We start from the raw sequence: 22,384 nt of genomic DNA on the forward strand, positions 1-22,384 counted from the left end.
TAGCCTTGCTATAATTATCTGTTTATATATAAATATCCTGCTTTTTGATTGCCATTGCCTTTGGCATCTTTATAGTTTAAAATATAATAGTACGTTCCTGTTGGTAAACCAACGGAATTGGATACTGTAACCCGTCCTTCAGAATCTCCTCGGAAGACCACATCGGCATTATTATAGTTATTGCGTTCAAATACTAAAACACCCCATCTGTTGTAAATTGCTACAGTATTGTTTGGATAGCACTCTATTCCTTGTATATAAAACACATCATTTTCGTTATCGCCGTTTGGAGAAAGAGCATTGAAAATTTTAATTTCACAAGAGTTATCATCAGTTATAGATAACACAGCATTAAACAATGTAGGATGTACACCTACTAAAGTATTGGATGTTCCTGTTAGCAATACGGATACGGTTTCCATTCCTTCTATACTGGTATCACTTAAAGTATTAACCGAAATAACAACACTAGTGGCATTAGCTGGTATAATTACGGTTCCAGTTAAGGTAACATAATCCGTTCCTGCTGTAGCTGTTCCACTTACCGTATAGGTAACGGTTGTTGGTGTGCTTACTGGATTGTTTAAACTTACCGTAAATATTCCTGCGACGTCTGGCTCTGCGGCATCTTTGGTCTTAACAATACTAACATTTGTCAACAATAATGGATCATCACTAATGGTTACTGTTGCACCAGAAGAACCAGAATCAATAGAAACAAATGTATTAGAAGTATTGATTAGTAAAACCTCTACTGTCTCTAAACCCTCTACAATAGTATCATCTAAAACATTAACTGGGATACCTATCGTGGTTGTATTTGCAGGAATAGTAATTGTACCAGTTAAAGTAACGTAGTCTTTTCCTGCTGTTGCTGTTCCGCTTACCGTATAGGTAACTGTTGTTGGCGTGCTTACTGGATTGTTCAAACTTACCGTAAACAAACCATTTGTACTTGGTTCCGCAGCGTCTTTGGTCTTAAAAATACCAACTTTAGAACCAGAAAATAAAGGATCGTCGCTAATGGTTACCGTAGCACTTGAGGCGCTTGGGTTCACACTAACGGAAGCATTAGATGTATTGGTTACTAAAACCGCTACCGTTTCGATTCCTTCTACAATGGTATCTCCCATAACTACAACCGGAATAGTAACACTGGTTGTATTGGCTGGTATAACTACCGTTCCGGTTAAAGTAACGTAGTCCGTTCCTGCTGTTGCTGTTCCGCTTACCGTATAGGTAACTGTTGTTGGCGTGCTTACTGGATTGTTCAAACTTACCGTAAACAAACCGTCTGTAGCTGGCTCTACGCCATCGGTGGTCTTTACAATACTAACTGTAGCATTGGAGAATAAAGGATCGTCGCTAATGGTTACTGTAGCACTTGAGGCGCTTGGGTTCACACTAACTGAAGTATTAGATGTATTGGTTACTAAAACCGCTACCGTTTCGATTCCTTCTACAATGGTATCTCCCATAACTACAACCGGAATAGTAACACTGGTTGTATTAGCTGGTATAACTACTGTTCCGGTTAAAGTAACGTAATCCGTTCCTGCTGTTGCTGTTCCGCTTACCGTATAGGTAACTGTTGTTGGCGTACTTACTGGATTGTTCAAACTTACCGTAAACAAACCGTCTGTAGCTGGCTCTACGCCATCGGTGGTCTTTACAATACTAACTGTAGCATTGGAGAATAAAGGATCGTCGCTAATGGTTACTGTAGCACTTGAGGCGCTTGGGTTCACACTAACTGAAGTATTAGATGTATTGGTTACTAAAACCGCTACCGTTTCGATTCCTTCTACAATGGTATCTCCCATAACTACAACCGGAATAGTAACACTGGTTGTATTAGCTGGTATAACTACTGTTCCGGTTAAAGTAACGTAATCCGTTCCTGCTGTTGCTGTTCCGCTTACCGTATAGGTAACTGTTGTTGGCGTGCTTACTGGATTGTTCAAACTTACTGTAAACAAACCGTCTGTTGCTGGCTCTACGCCATCGGTGGTCTTTACGATACTAACTGTAGCATTGGAGAATAAAGGATCGTCGCTAATGGTTACTGTAGCACTTGAGGCGCTTGGGTTCACACTAACGGAAGTATTAGACGTATTGGTTACTAAAACCGCTACCGTCTCGATTCCTTCTACAATGGTATCTCCCATAACTACAACTGGAATAGTAATACTGGTTGTATTGGCTGGTATAACTACCGTTCCGGCTAAAGTAACGTAATCCGTTCCTGCTGTTGCTGTTCCGCTTACCGTATAGGTAACTGTTGTTGGCGTGCTTACTGGATTGTTCAAACTTACTGTAAACAAACCGTCTGTTGCTGGCTCTACGCCATCGGTGGTCTTTACAATACTAACTGTAGCATTGGAGAATAAAGGATCGTCGCTAATGGTTACTGTAGCACTTGAGGCGCTTGGGTTCACACTAACGGAAGCATTAGACGTATTGGTTACTAAAACCGCTACCGTCTCGATTCCTTCTACAATGGTATCTCCCATAACTACAACCGGAATAGTAACACTGGTTGTATTGGCTGGTATAACTACTGTTCCGGTTAAAGTAACGTAATCTGTTCCTGCTGTTGCTGTTCCGCTTACCGTATAGGTAACTGTTGTTGGCGTGCTTACTGGATTGTTCAAACTTACTGTAAACAAACCGTCTGTTGCTGGCTCTACGCCATCGGTGGTCTTTACGATACTAACTGTAGCATTGGAGAATAAAGGATCGTCGCTAATGGTTACTGTAGCACTTGAGGCGCTTGGGTTCACACTAACGGAAGCATTAGACGTATTGGTTACTAAAACCGCTACCGTTTCGATTCCTTCTACAATGGTATCTCCCATAACTACAACTGGAATAGTAATACTGGTTGTATTGGCTGGTATAACTACCGTTCCGGCTAAAGTAACGTAGTCTTTTCCTGCTGTTGCTGTTCCGCTTACCGTATAGGTAACTGTTGTTGGCGTGCTTACTGGATTGTTCAAACTTACTGTAAACAAACCGTCTGTTGCTGGCTCTACGCCATCGGTGGTCTTTACGATACTAACTGTAGCATTGGAGAATAAAGGATCGTCGCTAATGGTTACTGTAGCACTTGAGGCGCTTGGGTTCACACTAACGGAAGCATTAGACGTATTGGTTACTAAAACCGCTACCGTTTCGATTCCTTCTACAATGGTATCTCCCATAACTACAACTGGAATAGTAATACTGGTTGTATTGGCTGGTATAACTACCGTTCCGGCTAAAGTAACGTAGTCTTTTCCTGCTGTTGCTGTTCCGCTTACCGTATAGGTAACTGTTGTTGGCGTGCTTACTGGATTGTTCAAACTTACTGTAAACAAACCGTCTGTTGCTGGCTCTACGCCATCGGTGGTCTTTACAATACTAACTGTAGCATTGGAGAATAAAGGATCGTCGCTAATGGTTACTGTAGCACTTGAGGCGCTTGGGTTCACACTAACGGAAGCATTAGATGTATTGGTTACTAAAACCGCTACCGTTTCGATTCCTTCTACAATGGTGTCTCCCATAACTACAACCGGAATAGTAACACTGGTTGTATTGGCTGGTATAACTACCGTTCCGGTTAAAGTAACGTAATCCGTTCCTGCTGTTGCTGTTCCGCTTACCGTATAGGTAACTGTTGTTGGCGTGCTTACTGGATTGTTCAAACTTACTGTAAACAAACCGTCTGTTGCTGGCTCTACGCCATCGGTGGTCTTTACGATACTAACTGTAGCATTGGAGAATAAAGGATCGTCGCTAATGGTTACTGTAGCACTTGAGGCGCTTGGGTTCACACTAACGGAAGCATTAGACGTATTGGTTACTAAAACCGCTACCGTCTCGATTCCTTCTACAATGGTATCTCCCATAACTACAACTGGAATAGTAATACTGGTTGTATTGGCTGGTATAACTACCGTTCCGGCTAAAGTAACGTAATCCGTTCCTGCTGTTGCTGTTCCGCTTACCGTATAGGTAACTGTTGTTGGCGTGCTTACTGGATTGTTCAAACTTACTGTAAACAAACCGTCTGTTGCTGGCTCTACGCCATCGGTGGTCTTTACGATACTAACTGTAGCATTGGAGAATAAAGGATCGTCGCTAATGGTTACTGTAGCACTTGAGGCGCTTGGGTTCACACTAACGGAAGCATTAGACGTATTGGTTACTAAAACCGCTACCGTTTCGATTCCTTCTACAATGGTATCTCCCATAACTACAACTGGAATAGTAATACTGGTTGTATTGGCTGGTATAACTACCGTTCCGGCTAAAGTAACGTAGTCTTTTCCTGCTGTTGCTGTTCCGCTTACCGTATAGGTAACTGTTGTTGGCGTGCTTACTGGATTGTTCAAACTTACTGTAAACAAACCGTCTGTTGCTGGCTCTACGCCATCGGTGGTCTTTACGATACTAACTGTAGCATTGGAGAATAAAGGATCGTCGCTAATGGTTACTGTAGCACTTGAGGCGCTTGGGTTCACACTAACGGAAGCATTAGACGTATTGGTTACTAAAACCGCTACCGTTTCGATTCCTTCTACAATGGTATCTCCCATAACTACAACTGGAATAGTAATACTGGTTGTATTGGCTGGTATAACTACCGTTCCGGCTAAAGTAACGTAGTCTTTTCCTGCTGTTGCTGTTCCGCTTACCGTATAGGTAACTGTTGTTGGCGTGCTTACTGGATTGTTCAAACTTACTGTAAACAAACCGTCTGTTGCTGGCTCTACGCCATCGGTGGTCTTTACAATACTAACTGTAGCATTGGAGAATAAAGGATCGTCGCTAATGGTTACTGTAGCACTTGAGGCGCTTGGGTTCACACTAACGGAAGCATTAGATGTATTGGTTACTAAAACCGCTACCGTTTCGATTCCTTCTACAATGGTGTCTCCCATAACTACAACCGGAATAGTAACACTGGTTGTATTGGCTGGTATAACTACCGTTCCGGTTAAAGTAACGTAATCCGTTCCTGCTGTTGCTGTTCCGCTTACCGTATAGGTAACTGTTGTTGGCGTGCTTACTGGATTGTTCAAACTTACTGTAAACAAACCGTCTGTTGCTGGCTCTACGCCATCGGTGGTCTTTACAATACTAACTGTAGCATTTGAAGATGGGTTTTCATTAATAATACCCTTTCCATCTGAATCTAAAATTGTAGCATTCGTAGCTGAAGAAATATTTACAATATAATCCTCATCTCCTTCTAAAACATTATCAGACAATATTGGTACAGATACCTGAATAAAAGTATCCCCTGGAGGAATTATATAGGTCACATTATTTATAGCTGTAAAGTCAATCGGTGATGTAGCCGTACCATTAATAGTACTAACCACAAAACTAACAGGACAACTCACTGCGTTGTTCAATGAAACGGTAAAGTTTGCATTTACATTTGCTTCAGAAACAGTTACATCATCAATTGATAGTGTAGGCAGAGCCGTGACCGTAATAGTACCTGTGGCAACAATAGCTCCACAACCTCCCGTTAACGGAATGCTATAATTAAAGACTCCTGCAGCTGTTGGTGTACCACTAATGGTAATCGTATTTGATGCAAAAGAAGCAGTAACCCCTGTTGGTAAGCCTGTGGCAGTACCGATACCAGTGGCACCAGTTGTGCTGTGAGTAATGCTCGTTAATGCCGTATTGATACACAATGTAGGTGTTGTAGATGGCGTAGTAACCGTATTGTTTGCCGTGACCGTAATAGTACCTGTGGCAACAATAGCTCCACAACCTCCCGTTAACGGAATGCTATAATTAAAGACTCCTGCAGCTGTTGGTGTACCACTAATGGTAATCGTATTTGATGCAAAAGAAGCCGTAACCCCTGTTGGTAAGCCAGTGGCAGTACCGATCCCTGTGGCACCAGTTGTGCTGTGAGTAATGCTCGTTAATGCTGTATTGATACACAATGTAGGTGTTGTAGATGGCGTAGTAACCGTATTGTTTGCCGTGACCGTAATAGTACCTGTGGCAACAATAGCTCCACAACCTCCCGTTAACGGAATGCTATAATTAAAGACTCCTGCAGCTGTTGGTGTACCACTAATGGTAATCGTATTTGATGCAAAAGAAGCCGTAACCCCTGTTGGTAAGCCTGTGGCAGTACCGATACCAGTGGCACCAGTTGTGCTGTGAGTAATGCTCGTTAATGCCGTATTGATACACAATGTAGGTGTTGTAGATGGCGTAGTAACCGTATTGTTTGCCGTGACCGTAATAGTACCTGTGGCAACAATAGCTCCACAACCTCCCGTTAACGGAATGCTATAATTAAAGACTCCTGCCGCTGTTGGTGTACCGCTAATGGTAATCGTATTTGATGCAAAAGAAGCAGTAATCCCTGTTGGTAAGCCTGTGGCAGTACCGATACCAGTGGCACCAGTTGTGCTGTGAGTAATGCTCGTTAATGCCGTATTGATACACAATGTAGGTGTTGTAGATGGCGTAGTAACCGTATTGTTTGCCGTGACCGTAATAGTACCTGTGGCAACAATAGCTCCACAACCTCCCGTTAACGGAATACTATAATTAAAGACTCCTGACGCTGTTGGTGTACCACTAATGGTAATCGTATTTGATGCAAAAGAAGCCGTAATCCCTGTTGGTAAGCCTGTGGCAGTACCGATACCAGTGGCACCAGTTGTGCTGTGAGTAATGCTCGTTAATGCCGTATTGATACACAATGTAGGTGTTGTAGATGGCGTAGTAACCGTATTGTTTGCCGTGACCGTAATAGTACCTGTGGCAACAATAGCTCCACAACCTCCCGTTAACGGAATGCTATAATTAAAGACTCCTGCAGCTGTTGGTGTACCGCTAATGGTAATCGTATTTGATGCAAAAGAAGCCGTAACCCCTGTTGGTAAGCCTGTGGCAGTACCGATACCAGTGGCACCAGTTGTGCTGTGAGTAATGCTCGTTAATGCCGTATTGATACACAATGTAGGTGTTGTAGATGGCGTAGTAACCGTATTGTTTGCCGTGACCGTAATAGTACCTGTGGCCGTGGCAGTTCCGCAGTCACCTATTAAAGGAATGCTATAGTTGAAGACTCCTGAAGCCGTTGGTGTACCACTAATAGTAATCGTATTTGACGCAAAAGAGGCTGTTACGCCTGTTGGTAAGCCTGTGGCAGTACCGATACCGGTGACACCAGTTGTGCTGTGAGTAATGCTCGTTAATGCCGTATTAATACACAATGTAGGCGTTGTGGATGGAGTTGCAGCCAGACTATTGGGAACAACGGTAAATGTTTTTAAAACTTCATTAGTTCCATTACAAAGAGAAGCAACAACATATTTTACAGTCACGCTACCAGCGCCAGTAAAACTAAGTGTATTTGCAGCTAAAGTAGCTGGACCACTAACTAAAGACAAGGTACCTCCTGCCGGTGTAGTCTCCAACTCAATAGATGGAACAGAACAGTAATTTGAATACGACCCATTGATTCCAGGGATTTTAGGTTGTATCGTAAGTCCAGATTCTACTCCGCAAATTTCTAACGCTGCAGTATTAAAGGTATATGCAGGTTCGTAAGCATCATTGGTCGTTCCGTCAGCCATACTTCCGTTTATTCGGTGCCCAACATATCCAAATTTTGCATTACATTGTTTTACAACCATACTGGTATGCCCTCCTGTTTCCACACTTAATATTAAGTCTGCAGTAGTCAACCCATTAGGGATCACAGGGTCTGTATAAAGAGTAGGACCTCCAATCATGTTCTCTTTGTTGGATCCAAAAGCAAATAAATTATAATTGGCATTAATAACATTGATAGCTGGAAAACTCTCGTCATGCTCTTGAGGACTAATCCACAAAATGTTATCCATAAAAGGCCCAGCAGAAGAGTTGTATCTAGGTCTAACCCAAGTGAACGATTCTGTGGCAGACCAGTTACCTAATTGATGGTTGGTATTTCTACCTAAAGCAAATAATTTACCATCTGTTGCTAAAACATAAAATGTTGCTCCGCTATCAGTAGTAGCATTGGTAGACCCTATCATTTTTGGAGCTACACCTACAGGCAGAACCATCTGAGTAGCTCTAGACTGTACATAAACTGCAGCCGTATTATCACCTAAATAAACATTTCTACCCCAAACATACACAGAACCATCGCTTCGTAAAGCCATTAAATTCCCTGCACTACCTCTACAAGCAACAACATTTGTTAAATACGGATTACCTACAGCCGTAGTTGTCACCCGATACCAAGTTGTAGCGTTACCAGTACTTCCTAAGTAACTATCTCCCATACCTCTAGCAGTATCGTCTTGAGACAACACCCAAACAGCACCACTGCAAGTGGTTAATGCAAGAGTACGACTTGTAGCAAATAACATCTTAATATCAGCAGGAGTTATTCCAATAGGCAAACCTGTAGCATTACCGCCAATGGTGATTTTTTGAAACGTACTACTAGAGGTAATTGAGGCATCTAGCACAATACCTCCTACTCCCCAAGCATACAAACCATCCGTACTTAATACAATACCTTGAATATTACCATTAAAAGAACTCCCTAAAGCGCCTTTTAATGGAATTGAAGTACCTAAAGCTGGAAAATTAGTTGCATTAATAGACAATGGAGATAATACAGCTGTAACTCCGTCGTTGGCCATTTTTTCTCCCCAAACTTTAAGACCTGTAGTCGATCGAACTAATGAAGAGTGAAAACTAGATATATAGTTATCGTACTCAATGGTTGCTGCGTTTGTATTTGAGTTAGATCCAAAATTAGATAAATCTGTAGTAGCACAACCTACCGGAACAGAACATTGAGAATAGCCTTTCAAACTAAATAAGAGCATTAAAACAACAGCATATAAAAAACTATCAAAACCTAACTTATAATAGTTCTTACAAAACACCTCTTTTTTCATAACAATTAATTTATTTTATTCTTTTTAATTTGTGAACCAAAATACAGCTAACAACACCTTACAATTTGGTGTCATTATGTGCTGTTTTGAGTCTTTTATTTTTGGATTTAATCTTATTTTACTTACAAAACATAATATATAATTAACACTTTCTTAACCAGTGTAAGAATAATTTAATTAGTTGTTACAGCAAAAAAAAATCGATGAACAGCAAATTTTAAACGTTCAATAACCTTATTTTAGATATTTTTCACTATAATAAACACCTCATTACACTAAAAATCAAAAAGATACCTATTCTTTTTCTTTATTTTAGACCAAAAAAAGTAGGATTTAAATTGTTAATTCGAGCGTTTTTAAGGAAAATTAAAAACATAACAAAAGAAATACAATGTGTGTTATTTTTTTTAAGAAGCAATACTTTTAATTAGTATATTCGTAATAAATGTAAAAAACAAATGGACGATTATTTGATAGGTATTGGTAAACGGATCAAAAAAATTAGGAAAGAAAACAAAAAAACCATCCATGCTATTGCAAATATTGCACAGGTTAGTAATGGTTTAATTTCAAGAATTGAAAACGGAAGAACAATCCCTTCACTTCCTGTTTTGATAAATATCATTAATGCGTTAGAAATTGAGGTTGCGGTGTTTTTTGAGGGAATGTCCAATCCTTCTGGACAAAATTATATTGTATCTCGAGCCAATGAAAATGCACTTATAGAAAAAGAAGACGATGCGGAGGGATTTATATACCAATATATTTTTGGAAAACAACTTAACTCCATCGGATTTGAGGCCGTTTTGTTGGAAGTAAAACCAAATTCAAAAAGAGAAAAAGTAGAAACGGATGCTTACGAATATAAGTACATGCTTTCTGGTGAATGTAGCTACATAATAGGCGACGAAGAAGTACTCCTTAAAGAGGGGGATTCTATATTTTTTGATGGCCGAATTCCGCATGTACCTGTAAATAGAACGACACAATCCGCCAAAATGTTAGTAGTCTATTTCTTTTTTAGTACCTCTAGAGACTAACTAAAAACTATTTGGTTTATTATAGTTGCCACTTAAAACAAAACCCCTTCCTAATTATGTAAAACATAACGGAAAGGGTTTTAAAAAAAATAAACAAAACTATCTTTATAAGAGTAAGGCTCTTAATTCATTTAAGGTTTCAAAAATATACGTTGGCTTGGCTTCTTGAATTTGCAAACGCGTTTGCGCTCCAGTCAAAACCCCTACAGTGATGCCGCAATTGGCATTTTTTCCTTCTTCAATATCAATTGCAGAATCTCCAACTTTGAGTACTTTTTGAGCATCCGTGACTCCAACAATTTGCATGGCTTTAAAAATCATATCTGCCTCTGGCCTTCCGTTTTGAACATCATCAGCGGTCACTAATGCATCAATGGTTTTGCCTACGCTCCAGCCCAGCTTATCCAGAAGCTCTTTTGCAGTAGCGGTATTGTAGCCCGTGTTTAAGACTACTTTTATGTTATTGGATCGTAAATCTCTAAACAAATCTTCTGTGCCAGCAAAGGAACTAATTTGAAGATCTTTATAGGCTTTTTGTAAACTAATCTTAAAGTTATTAAAAATTGTATTGGCTATTTCTGTTACGTCTTCCAAAGGAGCGATTTGTTTTAAAACATCTGTAATGGCTTGGTGTTTTTCTTTACCAGCGCCATATTGCAAAACGGTTTCTAGAGAAACATTAAATCCTGCTTCGTGGATTCCTTTTTGTACTGTTTTGTATACTACATTGTCTTCATTGACTGTTGTTCCGGCCATATCAAAAACCACCAATTCTATTGCTTGCTTCATTATTATAGGTTAAAAATTTTAGTAATATTTTGTTTTGAAAACCCTGCACTTCCGGTCATTCCTTTGCCACCAATTCCGGTAATGATATGGATATTTTGTCCAACGTTGTGTTCAAAAACATCTTTATTTTTGCATTGAGAATAGGTACCAAACCATCTGCTTTGAATGGTATAGTCTGGTAGATCTATAATTTTTTTGGCTTCTTGAATCATAAAATTATCAATATCCATGTCTAGATTGCCACCCAAATCATCGCTATTTTTGGCAGAAGCATATTGATGGGAATCTCCTAGAATAACAGAACCATCTAATGCTTGTTTAAACAAAATGTGCACACCCCATTTTTTTTCTGAAGATGTGGCGTCTTCCTTTGCTTTAATTTCTTTAAAGGATGGGCATTCATAAAAGGCTTCGTATCTTCGGATGGATAATCCTGTTAGGATAGACCCCTGGAGTTTGTAGTTTGGATTTTGAGGTTTTGTTTGCATCATTTGTAATTTTGAAACTTCAAGATCACTATTAAAAAACAATTCTGGATACAAGGTTTTAAATTCGTTACCATTACATATAATTACTTTTTTGGCCACAAAAACCTCTCTCGAAGCGCTCTCCAAAACTACTCCTGTATCGGTGTTTTGACAACTTAATATGGGCGTATTGGTAATCAATTGTAGCCCTAAATGTTGTTGCATGTACTGCTGAAGCCGGTAGATCATTGTTCTAGGCTCTACGGTTACCTCTTGAGGAAAAAACAATCCTGCTACAACATAATCTGAACGCAAACCAGGATACTTATTCAGACATTGGTCTTTGGTCAGTAAATGCGATTGGTACTCGTTGGATTTGTTAATCTGTGCTAATTCTTCTAAAAGCTGTACTTCTTCTTGATTTGAGGCCAAATAAACCGTTCCGTTTTGTCGGATTGAAAGGTCAAATTGCTCCTGAATTTCTTTATAAATCTGCAAGCTTTCTCTACCATAAGCTTGCCACTTGCTATCCATTCCGGAAGGAACCACTTGCCCAAAATTTTGTATGGTAGCACTTTTGGGCATTTTATCTTTTTCAATAATGGCAACTTTTAAACCTTTTTTTAAGGCGTGAAAAGCGTGAAATGTACCTAGAACGCCTCCGCCCACAACAATTAAATCATATGGTGTATTCATGTTAAACTAATTGATAATTAATATTTTTATTTTGTTTTTTCTTTTTGGTTAAATACACTATTGAACTAGTGGTTACTACAACTCCCATAAAAGCTACTATATAGGCGCCATTTATAAAAAAATCTAACCAAGACAGGCTGGATTGCCCAAAGTTTTTATACAGCAAAACCGAAACGCTTCCTAAATATCCAAAAGCATCTGCTAGGTAAATCAAAAAACCCGCGTTTCCTTTGATTTTAAAAGCGCCTATAAAGCGATCAAAAAACAGGCAATTAAAAGGTACATAACAAATGTATAACCCAAACCCCGAAATTACCATCCAAGCATACGGACTGCATAAACCAGATTGAAATACATAGGTAGAAACACCTATGGCCAACGCTCCAAGCAGGAGTAATAATTGATAAAAAACCAAGGCCTTCATGTTGTCTTTAAAATAAAATGCAGTGGCTAACACCAACAACACAATCAAGGCTACAAAGACCTCTGAGCTAGCAAATACAGATACATCGTTTTTATAGCCTACGCTTTCCCATAGTTCACGAGCAAAATTATCTCTAAAATCTCTAAAAGCAGTTAGATAGGTATAGAACAAAACCCAGAGTGTTATTGGAAACAAAAATTTTAGCAATACTTTTTTGCGGTCTTTACTACTCATGGGGATACGCTCGGAACGCAAGGCAATATCTTCGGGAGTTGGTTTTGGAATGCGCTCTAACATCCAACTAAAAAATACTAAAGGGATTACAAATAATAATCCTGTGATTGCAGGCATCCAAAATTGAGAAAAACCCCAGGAATCCATTACATAAAGTCCTGCTGATTTTACCACTCCACTAGAGACTATAAAGCTAGTACTTAGGGCTACTCCCAAAATTTCGGTAAATTTTCTTCCTTCTAAGTACGAAAAAACAATTCCCCAAATCATCCCAAGTGGAATTCCGTTTAAAAACATGCACAAAATATTGTAGGGCTGCGGAATAATTGCAAACAAAACTAAAGCAATCTCTGCAATTGCAATTAACCCCAAAAGATACCACACGCGCTGGCTAGACCTAAGCTCCGATATTATTTTGATCCCTATAAATTTTGAAATTACATAGCCAAAAACTTGGGCAATAATCAATAGTATTTTGTAATCCATATGCAACACCTCTAAGCCCTCAAAGGTTGCTACACTAAAGGGTTTTCTAAAAGCGTACATACAAAAGTAAGCTCCAAATGCAGCCAATGACGCATTGCACACAAAAATTATATCCGTTTTTTTACTGCTCATTTTTCCTTATTTAATTTGTATTAAAAATTGAATTCGATTGCTCAAAATCGTAGTTTAGATCCAGATCTAGAATATAGATATTGGGAGAAGTTGGCTGGTGATGGCGCTTGTTTCTTTTTTTTTAGATAAAAAGCCACGCTTTAAATTAACCAATCCTGAAAAATATATTAGAGACCAACAAAGAGTTATGTTGTAACTTTACAGCAAAGGGTTTATCAAAGTAGGTTTTTGCGACCATTACAACCCCTGTAACAAAGGTAAATACTCCCAAAAAAACAAACTTGAGTTGTAGGATTTTAGGAAATTTAAATGCCCCATTTTGCACGGATGCTGCTAAGGTTAAAAAAACCTTAAACGAGGTAGTTATTTTTTTTAAATTTTTCATGACAGCAATAAATAATTACTAATAGTAAACTTTTGAGAGACAAAGGTCTTTAAAATTTACTATTAGTTAACTTTATTTGCTTTAAGAAATTCTTAAGTAGTGGTTAATTTATTGTAAGTTTAAGGTAAATTTAATGGTTTTGCTAACCTAAAAACTACTTACAAATAAATGGAAAATAAAAATATAGGTATCTAGATTTCAGATTGGTTTACAAAAACAGCATTTTGTTTATGAGGTATTTTTAGTTCCTTATATAATCAAGGTACACCAATTATACTGGTAAGTTTTTTTCGAAGGCAGAACCAAAAGAAATAAAAGAATCCGTCCCTCCTACTCCTTCAATCTGATGTATTTGCTCGTACAATATTTTACGTAATTCTTCATTATTGGGAGCCACAATTTTAATAAATAAAGCATACTTACCCGAAACCCAATGGCATTCAACTACCTCCGGAATCATTTTTAGTTTCTCCGATATCAAATAAGAATAATGTGCCTCTTTGGTGGTAATCCCAGTATATGTAATGGTTTCAAAACCAATTTCTTTTGGGTTTAGTTTTACTGAAAAACCAGTAATTATACCCAATTCTTGCATTTTTCTAACTCGCAAGTGCACCAAAGAATTAGAGATCTGAAGTTCTTTTGCAATTTCCGAGAAAGGAATTCTACCATTTTCATCTAATTTTCTAATAATTTCTTGGTCTAAATAATCCGTGTTTTCGTTGTGTTTTATCTGAGACATATTCGTGTTTAGTTATACATTCTATAATTTTGACAATTCTAAGGGGTGTTCTATTTTTTAAAATGTCAAATTTACATAAAAAATAGCTTTTTTGACGCTATATTAATAATAAACAGGTTACAGTAATATTATGACATTAATCTAGCTATATTTGTGTCATAGTAACATTTTAATACGGGTACAAATGAACAAGTCTCAATTACTTTCAAAATTATGGGAGCAATACGCTGCAATTACTCCTTCTGCCAAAAAAATTCACGACCTTTTAGAACAAAAAGGAGAAAAAATAGAAAACGACCATATAGCCATCAGAACCTTTAATGATCCAAGAGTCAGTATTGCTGTACTAGAAAAACTTTTTGTACAATTGGGCTACGAAGAAAAAGGAGACTATATTTTTGAGTCCAAAAAATTATTTGCCAAACATTACGAACATACTACAGATAAAAATGCTCCTAGAATTTTTATCTCTGAGTTAGAACTCGAAAAATGTTCTTCTGAATTGCAACAAACGGTCAAACAAATTCTAGATAGCTGTGATCCTGCGGTATTTGAAAACCCAGAACTTGTAATTAGCGGCACGGTTTGGGAGGCCAACTCGCAAGAAATTTATCAAAAATTATTAGCCGAGTCCGAATATGCTGCTTGGATGTATGTATATGGTTTCCGTGCCAATCATTTTACGATAAACACCAATGCGCTAGAAGGGTTTAAAACCTTACAGGATTTGAACCAATTTTTGGAAAATAATGGTTGGAAATTAAACGCTTCTGGCGGAAAAATAAAAGGTACTCCAGAACAATTATTAGAACAATCTAGCACCTTGGCAGATTTACAAACCATTCATTTTAAAGAAGGAGAACAACAAATTCCGTCTTGTTATTATGAATTTGCTTTGCGATACCCAATGGCCAACGGAGCGTTATACCAAGGTTTTATTGCGGCATCAGCAGATAAAATTTTTGAAAGCACAGATGTAAAATTACAAAAATAATTGCACCAAAGTTGTCTATTTAGTCAACTCCCATCCCTGCACAGCCTATTTATATCTGTATAGGGATGGGTTCGCTATACATACTGTAGCAATACTAATTTTAGACAACCTATTTGTTTTTTTTAAGGTTTTAAAACTGTCGTAGCACTGTTTTTTTTAGTCCAAAGTTTCCTTGGGTGTTTTATGTTATTCCGTTAACCCTTGTATAAAACGACTCAGAGCAACCATTAGTTGCCAAGGACTGTTGTTTTGTTAAAAAAGAAATTCTGTAACCAGAATAGAATTGGTACCCTACTATATCCTAAATTAATTAGAAGATATAGCCAACACCCTTTTTGCCCCCTAAACAAAAATCTTTAGTACCAAAAATATCTTTTAACAAAAATACAACGTAACAAAACTACCCGTTTTGGAATGCAAAAGAATAGCTCATTTCTGTTTTGAGCTATTCTTTTTTAATATAAAAAAGATACCTTTAGAGATTAAAATCATTTAAGAAATAAAAACCAATTTGTTTCGTAAAAACTGCTCCAATAAACCAATAGATATGCACCCAAAAAAATACTTTTATATTTTAGTAGCCTTAGTAATAACACAAGCAAATTTTGCTCAAGAAAAATATAAAATTTTAGAACTAAGTAAAAACAATTTAAACTACACCGGCAACCCAACAGAGGCATCCTACAAAGAAGCATTGGCATTTTCAGACAAAGGCGCTTGGTTTGCTTATGGTTTATTAGCTCCCTCAGAGGTTCAAGCCGGGTTTGCAGGCCCTTTTTTAATGACCCAACAAAATGGGGTTTGGTTAAGTACTTCTTTTGTTTCTATGCATCTGATAAATGAACAACAACAAGAAGTAATGGACTGGAAAAAATCTTTGGTTACCCAAACGAGCTACAATAGCCATCTGGAACAAAAATTTCAGGATAATACCTTACGTGTGGAGCAGCAATTGGTCTTTTTATCCGGACATACCGCTATCCAAAAAACAAGCATTACCAATATTTCGTCCAAACCTATTGTCTTTACTCCTACCTATTATTCTAAGATACATCTTACGGATTTACAACTCTCTGTAGAACAAAATGCCTTAAAAATAGTTTCCACAAAAAGTAATGCCGTTGGGTATTTGCAATTTATAAAAGAACAATCCAGCAACATTCAAGTTACAAATAAAGGTTTTAAGGCCACCACAAACAAGGTGGTATTAAAACCAAACGAAACTAAAGAAATGGTAATTTCTCAAACCTTTATTTTTCCGCAATACAATTGGAAAACAGAGCAAGAAGAAATAACAAACGCTAATTTTGCTACTGTTTTAGACCAAACCAAACAAGTAAAAGAAAACCAATTAGCACATCTAAAGGCACAAATGAAACCCATATACCAAACGGATCCCTATACCATTTTTATGTCTAAGCTAGTACTCACTCTACAAAACAATACTCGGATTGCTGCTGAAGGCTTACAACATGACGGCTTATTTCCTAGCTACCACTACCAAGGATTTCATGGATTTTGGGCTTGGGACAGCTGGAAACACGCCGCAGCAATAGCACATTATGATGCCCAATTGGCCAAAAACCAAATCCGTGCTTTGTTTGACTTTCAGGAGCCTAACGGTTTTATTCCGGACTGTATCTTTAGAGACACCTCTATTGAAACCAATAACTACAGAAACACCAAAGCACCACTAGCTGCTTGGGCCGTATGGGAAATTTACCAACAAACAAAAGATCTTGCTTTTATTACCGAAATGTATCCAAAATTACAAAAATACCATGCATGGTGGTATAACGAGCGAGATAATGACCAAGACGGAATCTGCGAATTTGGCGCAACAGATGGTAGTTTGATTGCTGGAAAATGGGAAAGCGGCATGGATAACGCCGTGCGGTTTGATCACAGCAAAATGCTTAAAAACAATGAAAAAGCCTATTCAATAGATCAAGAAAGCGTGGATTTAAATGCTTTTTTGTATGCCGAAAAAAACTACTTAAACCAAATGGCAACTGTTTTAAAACTAAGCCAAGATCAAAAAAAATGGAAGCAAGAGAGTAGCACCCTAAAAAAACAATTGCAAATCCAATTTTGGGACCCAAAAACCGGTTGGTTCTATGATACCACACTCGATGGTACGTCTTTTATAAAACAAATGGGATGCGAAGGCTATTTACCTCTATGGGCAGGAGTAGCAACCTCAAAACAAGCTCGAGCCATCAAAAATAATTTAATGGATCCAAACACCTTTAATACCTTGGTACCCTTGCCTACTTTGGCGGCAAACAACCCTAAGTTTAAACCAGATAACGGGTATTGGAGAGGACCGATTTGGTTAGACCAAAGTTATTTTGGTATTCACGGCCTAGAAAAACAAGGCTTCAAAAAAGAATCCCAACAACTAACCTACAAACTTATCCATAATGCCGAAGGTGCCCTGAATAAAGGAATGTCTATTAGAGAAAATTACCACCCCTTAAGCGGTAAAGGATTAGAGGCCGAAAGTTTTAGTTGGTCTGCAGCACATTACTTACTTTTACTTTTAAATAATTAATTCTGAAAAACCAAAAAATGAACCACCATAACTCACTCCTATCCAGATTGCTTCCGCTTTGCCTATTGGTATTTAGTTTGCAATTAAACAGGCTATATGCACAAGAAAAAACAGCAACTCCTTTGCAGAAAAAAGATCCAAAAACTTTTTTTTCAAAACCAGATTTAATGCAAATTGGGGTATATTATTATCCTGAACAATGGCCTAGAGAACAATGGGAACGGGATCTAAAAAACATTAAAAAGTTAGGCTTTGAGTTTACCCATTTTGCAGAATTTGCTTGGACATTCCTGGAACCAGAACAAGGAAAATATGATTTTAAATGGTTAGATGATGCCCTAGCACTAGCCGAGAAAGAAGGCCTAAAAGTTATTCTTTGTACCCCTACACCCACACCTCCGGCATGGATGGGAGAAAAATATCCCGAAATTTATCTTGTAGATGCCAATGGCAGACGTAGAGAACATGGCAATAGAGCCAATATAGCGGTAACTAACGAAAAATACAACCAATTTACAGCCCAAATTGTAACCCAGTTAGCCAAACGCTATGGCAAAAACAAAAATGTAATGGGATGGCAAATTGATAATGAACCCTTAGGAACCGCCGATTTTAGTCCATCAGCACGCAAAGCATTTCAGGTTTGGCTCAAAACCAAGTACCAAACCATTGAAAAACTCAATACAGCATGGGTAGGTAGTTTTTGGAGTACGCGTTATTCTAATTTTGAACAAATCCTACTGCCTAATGCCGAAATTTATTTTGAAGACAAATTAAGTCCACATGCCGTTTTAGATTTTAAAAGATTTACCTCCGATGCCCAAGCAAATTTCTTAAACAAACAAGCAGAAATACTCCGGACACACATTGATCCAAAACAGTGGATCACCACTAATTTTACCAATGTGATTTATGATGCTGATCCGCGTAGTGCTAACCAAATGGATTTTATCACCTATACCATGTATCCGGTAAGTGGTCAAAATCATTTAGGCGGAGACAATTTTAGAATGGGGTCTCCAAACAAAATTTTTGAAGCCAATGACTACTACCGCTCTATTAACGGCGTTACTGGTGTTATGGAACTACAACCCGGACAAGTAAATTGGGCAAGCGTGAATCCCCAATTGCTTCCTGGTACGGTACATATGTGGATTTCGCAGGCCTTTGGAGGTGGTTGTTCCTTTACGTGTACTTACCGTTACAGACATCCGTTAGGAAGCAGTGAAATGTATCACGAAGGCATTGTAGGCACCGATGGTGTAACACTATCCACGGGTGGCAAAGAGTTTGTTGAAGCCATACAAGACATGAAAAAATTGCGTCAAGAATACCAGCCTACAGCAACTTATCCTGAAAATTTAGCCCAAAGAAAAACAGGTTTTTTGTGGAGTCATGACAATCTTTGGGATTTAGAAAATCAAAAACAAACCAAATACTGGAACACCTGGAAACACCGAAATACCTATACATCTGCCATAAAATCTACTGCAGCACCAATGGATTTTATTACCGAAGAAACCAATTTTGAAGACTATCCTTTTATAGTGGCACCAGCCTACCAGCTCATTGATTCAAAATTAGTTGCCAAATGGACTAACTACGTTCAAAATGGAGGACACTTAATACTATCTTGCAGAACAGGTCAAAAAGATAAAGAAGGTCATTTTTTTGAAGCCAACTGGAGCGCACCTATTGTGCCTTTAATTGGAGCCGATCTCGATTTTTTTGACGTACTAGTTACCGATGTAGAAGGAACCGTAAAAGCAGCCAATACACTTTTTAAATGGAATACCTGGGCAGATGTACTTAGTCCCAAAAAAGGAACTGAAATATTGGCCACCTACGAAGACCAATTTTATAAAGGTAAAGCAGCTGCTATCACTCGAAAATTAGGAAAAGGAACCGTTACCTACATTGGTGTAGAAAGCACAGACGGAAGCCTAGAAAAACAACTTGTACGAGAAGTATACAGTCGGGCAAATGTAGCCATCGAAAACCTACCCAAAGGCGTGCTTGTAGAATGGAGAGACGGCTTTTATGTAGCGGTAAATTATAGCAATGAACCCGTTACTATAGCAATGCCAAAAGCAAGTAAAATATTGGTAGGACAAAATCCGTTGCAACCAGCACAAGCCTTAATTTGGAAATAAAATATAACCTATTAAAAGTATACCCATGAATTTTTCAGAAACCACGATCCAACAACTAGTACAAGACCATTATGGACTTACTACCACCGCAAAAGCACTCAATGGTTATGAGGAGTTAAATTTTCTTTTGTCCGATGAAAAAAAAGAAAAATATATTTTAAAAATAACCAACGAAGCCCATTCTTTTCCTTTTCTGGAAGCGCAAGTTGCCATTATAGCCCATCTAGCAAATAGCAAAATGGCTACACATTTTCAGCATTTTTGCTTTAATAAACAAGGAGAAGCCTTAACCAAAATAGAAAAAGATTCTAAAACCTATTACGTCCGAATTTTAAACTTTTTAGAAGGTACTTTCTGGGTAGATCAAGCGGTTAAATCCAACGAATTACACACTAATTTGGGAGCATTTATGGGAAGCATGGATTCTGAATTACAACATTTTTCTCATCCTGCAATGCACCGCAACTACAGCTGGGACATTAGTCGTGCTACTGAAGCCAACGATGCTTTGCATCACATTTTAAACCATGAAAAAAGACGTATTGCAGGGTATTTTTTATTACAATTTGAAACCGAAGTACTTCCAAAAATACATCATTTGCGCCATGCATATATACACAATGATGCAAATGATTATAATGTATTAACTCAAGGAAACCAAATTAGTGGTTTGATCGATTTTGGAGACATGGTCTATACGGCTCTTATAAATAATCTTGCCATTACCTGCACCTATGCTATGCTCGAAGAAAAAGAGCCATTAGAGGTAGCTACAGCAATTGTAAAAGGATACCATAGCTCTTATTCTCTTACCGAGCAAGAAGTAGGTGTTTTGTATTATCTAATTGCCGCAAGACTTTGCATTAGTGTAACCCAATCTGCTTACAACAGTTCTTTAGACAGCAATAACGAGCACCACTTTATTACCGAAAAACCCGCCTGGAACTTATTATACCAACTTATCAAAATAAATCCTATAAAGGCAGAAGACCATTTCAGAAAAGCGTGTGGTTTTACTGCTATAATTGATGATCAAAATTACCATGATTTAGTAAATCTTCGGCAGCAAAAACTTGGCAAAAATTTAAGTATTGGTTACAAAGACAAGCTAAAAATAACAAAAGGCGCCTTACAATATCTTTATGATGACAAAGGAAGAACTTTTGTAGATTGTGTAAACAACCCCTCTCACGTAGGTCATTGTCATCCTGTGGTGGTCAAAAAAATGCAAAAACAAATTGCAACCTTAAACACCAATACTCGGTATTTAAATGACACTATAATAGAATATGCTCAAAAACTTACCGACACATTACCGGATGCACTAAGTGTTTGTTATTTTGTTAATTCAGGCAGTGAGGCCAATGATTTAGCCATCCGAATGAGCCGTCATTACACCAAGCAAAAAGACATTATTGTATTGGATCACGCCTACCACGGCACCTCTACAGTAGCCATGGAAATGAGTCCTTATAAATTTGATAGTAAAGGCGGTTTTGGGCAAATGCCTTGGATCCATAAAGCCATCAATCCAGATCAATATCGTGGACCATATACCTATACGGATGCCAATGCAGGCCCAAAATATGCTGCAGATGTTGCACGCATTATCCAAGAGTTAAAACATGAGAACAAAGCACCTGCAGTATTTATTTGCGAAACTCTTTTGGGCGTAGGCGGACAAATTCCACTTCCTGAAAACTATCTAAAAAATGTGTACCAACACGTCAGAGCAGCAGGAGGCGTTTGTATAGCCGATGAGGTACAAGTAGGTTTTGGACGTATCGGAACCCATTTTTGGGGTTTTGAACTACAAGATGTAGTGCCAGACATTGTTGTTTTGGGAAAACCAATCGGCAATGGACATCCTTTAGCTGCAGTTATTGTTACCAAAGAAATTGCAGAGGCATTCCATAATGGTATGGAGTATTTTAACACTTTTGGAGGCAATCCAGTATCCATGACCGCAGGATTGGCAGTACTAAATGTTATCCAAGACGAAGAAATGCAACAACACGCACTAGAGGTAGGAAACCATCTGATGGCTGGGCTTAAAAGCCTAATGCACAAATACCCTATTATTAGTGATGTACGTGGCCATGGTTTGTTTTTAGGAGCCGAAATGGTCAAAGATCCAATTACTAAAGAACCAGCTGTTGCTGAAATTGATCAAATAGTAGAAAAAATGAAAGAAAAAGGCTATCTACTAAGTACCGATGGCCCCTTACACAACGTATTAAAAATAAAACCTCCCATGCCGTTTAACAAAGACAATGCCGATGAAATGGTACACTTATTAGAGGTAGCACTTAGCGAGTTATTACACCCAAGCAACTAATTAAACCATAATAGATTACA

10 protein-coding genes are annotated in these 22,384 nt (G+C 38.2%); 5 read left to right on the forward strand and 5 right to left on the reverse strand.

Translation table 11 applies throughout. From position 1 onward, the window contains the following. Positions 1-14 precede the first annotated feature (14 nt). A complete protein-coding gene (locus tag LB076_RS11015) occupies positions 15-8,930 on the reverse strand; it encodes a Calx-beta domain-containing protein (RefSeq protein ID WP_070786795.1) in 8,916 nt (2,971 codons plus the stop codon). Between the two features lie 458 nt (positions 8,931-9,388). Between LB076_RS11015 and LB076_RS11020 the strand changes: the two genes are divergently transcribed. Further along, positions 9,389-9,970 carry a helix-turn-helix domain-containing protein gene (locus LB076_RS11020; protein WP_066335494.1) on the forward strand — a complete coding sequence of 194 codons (582 nt, stop codon included), beginning with the start codon at positions 9,389-9,391 and terminating at the stop codon, positions 9,968-9,970. Between the two features lie 105 nt (positions 9,971-10,075). Here LB076_RS11020 and LB076_RS11025 read toward each other — a convergent pair whose 3' ends face one another. The 4 genes from LB076_RS11025 to LB076_RS11045 form a co-directional block, all read right to left on the reverse strand. After that, a complete protein-coding gene (locus tag LB076_RS11025) occupies positions 10,076-10,759 on the reverse strand; it encodes a phosphonatase-like hydrolase (protein ID WP_066335496.1) in 684 nt (227 codons plus the stop codon). Positions 10,760-10,761: 2 nt separating this feature from the next. Next, a complete protein-coding gene (locus tag LB076_RS11030; protein ID WP_066335498.1) occupies positions 10,762-11,922 on the reverse strand; it encodes a TIGR03364 family FAD-dependent oxidoreductase in 1,161 nt (386 codons plus the stop codon). Between the two features lies 1 nt (position 11,923). Further along, positions 11,924-13,198 carry a DUF5690 family protein gene (locus LB076_RS11035; RefSeq protein WP_078055295.1) on the reverse strand — a complete coding sequence of 425 codons (1,275 nt, stop codon included), beginning with the start codon at positions 13,196-13,198 and terminating at the stop codon, positions 11,924-11,926. Positions 13,199-13,854: 656 nt separating this feature from the next. After that, positions 13,855-14,325: an Lrp/AsnC family transcriptional regulator gene (locus LB076_RS11045; protein WP_066335504.1), complete on the reverse strand. Its 471-nt coding sequence runs from the start codon at positions 14,323-14,325 to the stop codon at positions 13,855-13,857. Positions 14,326-14,509: 184 nt separating this feature from the next. Here LB076_RS11045 and LB076_RS11050 point away from each other — a divergent pair, with 184 nt between their 5' ends. The 4 genes from LB076_RS11050 to LB076_RS11065 all read left to right on the forward strand — a co-directional run bounded on the left by LB076_RS11050 (position 14,510) and on the right by LB076_RS11065 (position 22,364). Next, complete coding sequence (locus LB076_RS11050) at positions 14,510-15,319, forward strand: DUF1338 domain-containing protein (RefSeq protein WP_066335506.1); 810 nt, start codon at positions 14,510-14,512, stop codon at positions 15,317-15,319. 547 nt (positions 15,320-15,866) lie between these two features. Then, a complete protein-coding gene (locus LB076_RS11055; RefSeq protein ID WP_066335507.1) occupies positions 15,867-17,873 on the forward strand; it encodes an MGH1-like glycoside hydrolase domain-containing protein in 2,007 nt (668 codons plus the stop codon). A 17-nt stretch (positions 17,874-17,890) separates the two neighbouring features. Then, positions 17,891-20,026, forward strand: coding sequence for a beta-galactosidase (locus LB076_RS11060; RefSeq protein ID WP_066335512.1), 2,136 nt, complete (start codon positions 17,891-17,893; stop codon positions 20,024-20,026). A 25-nt stretch (positions 20,027-20,051) separates the two neighbouring features. Next, the gene (locus tag LB076_RS11065; RefSeq protein WP_066335513.1) at positions 20,052-22,364 is read left to right on the forward strand and encodes an aminotransferase class III-fold pyridoxal phosphate-dependent enzyme; all 2,313 of its coding nucleotides are present in this window, start codon (positions 20,052-20,054) and stop codon (positions 22,362-22,364) included. The last annotated feature ends 20 nt before the right edge of the window (positions 22,365-22,384 follow it).

It is taken from the genome of Flavobacterium crassostreae (assembly GCF_001831475.1).
Taxonomy (GTDB): Bacteria; Bacteroidota; Bacteroidia; order Flavobacteriales; family Flavobacteriaceae; genus Flavobacterium; species Flavobacterium crassostreae.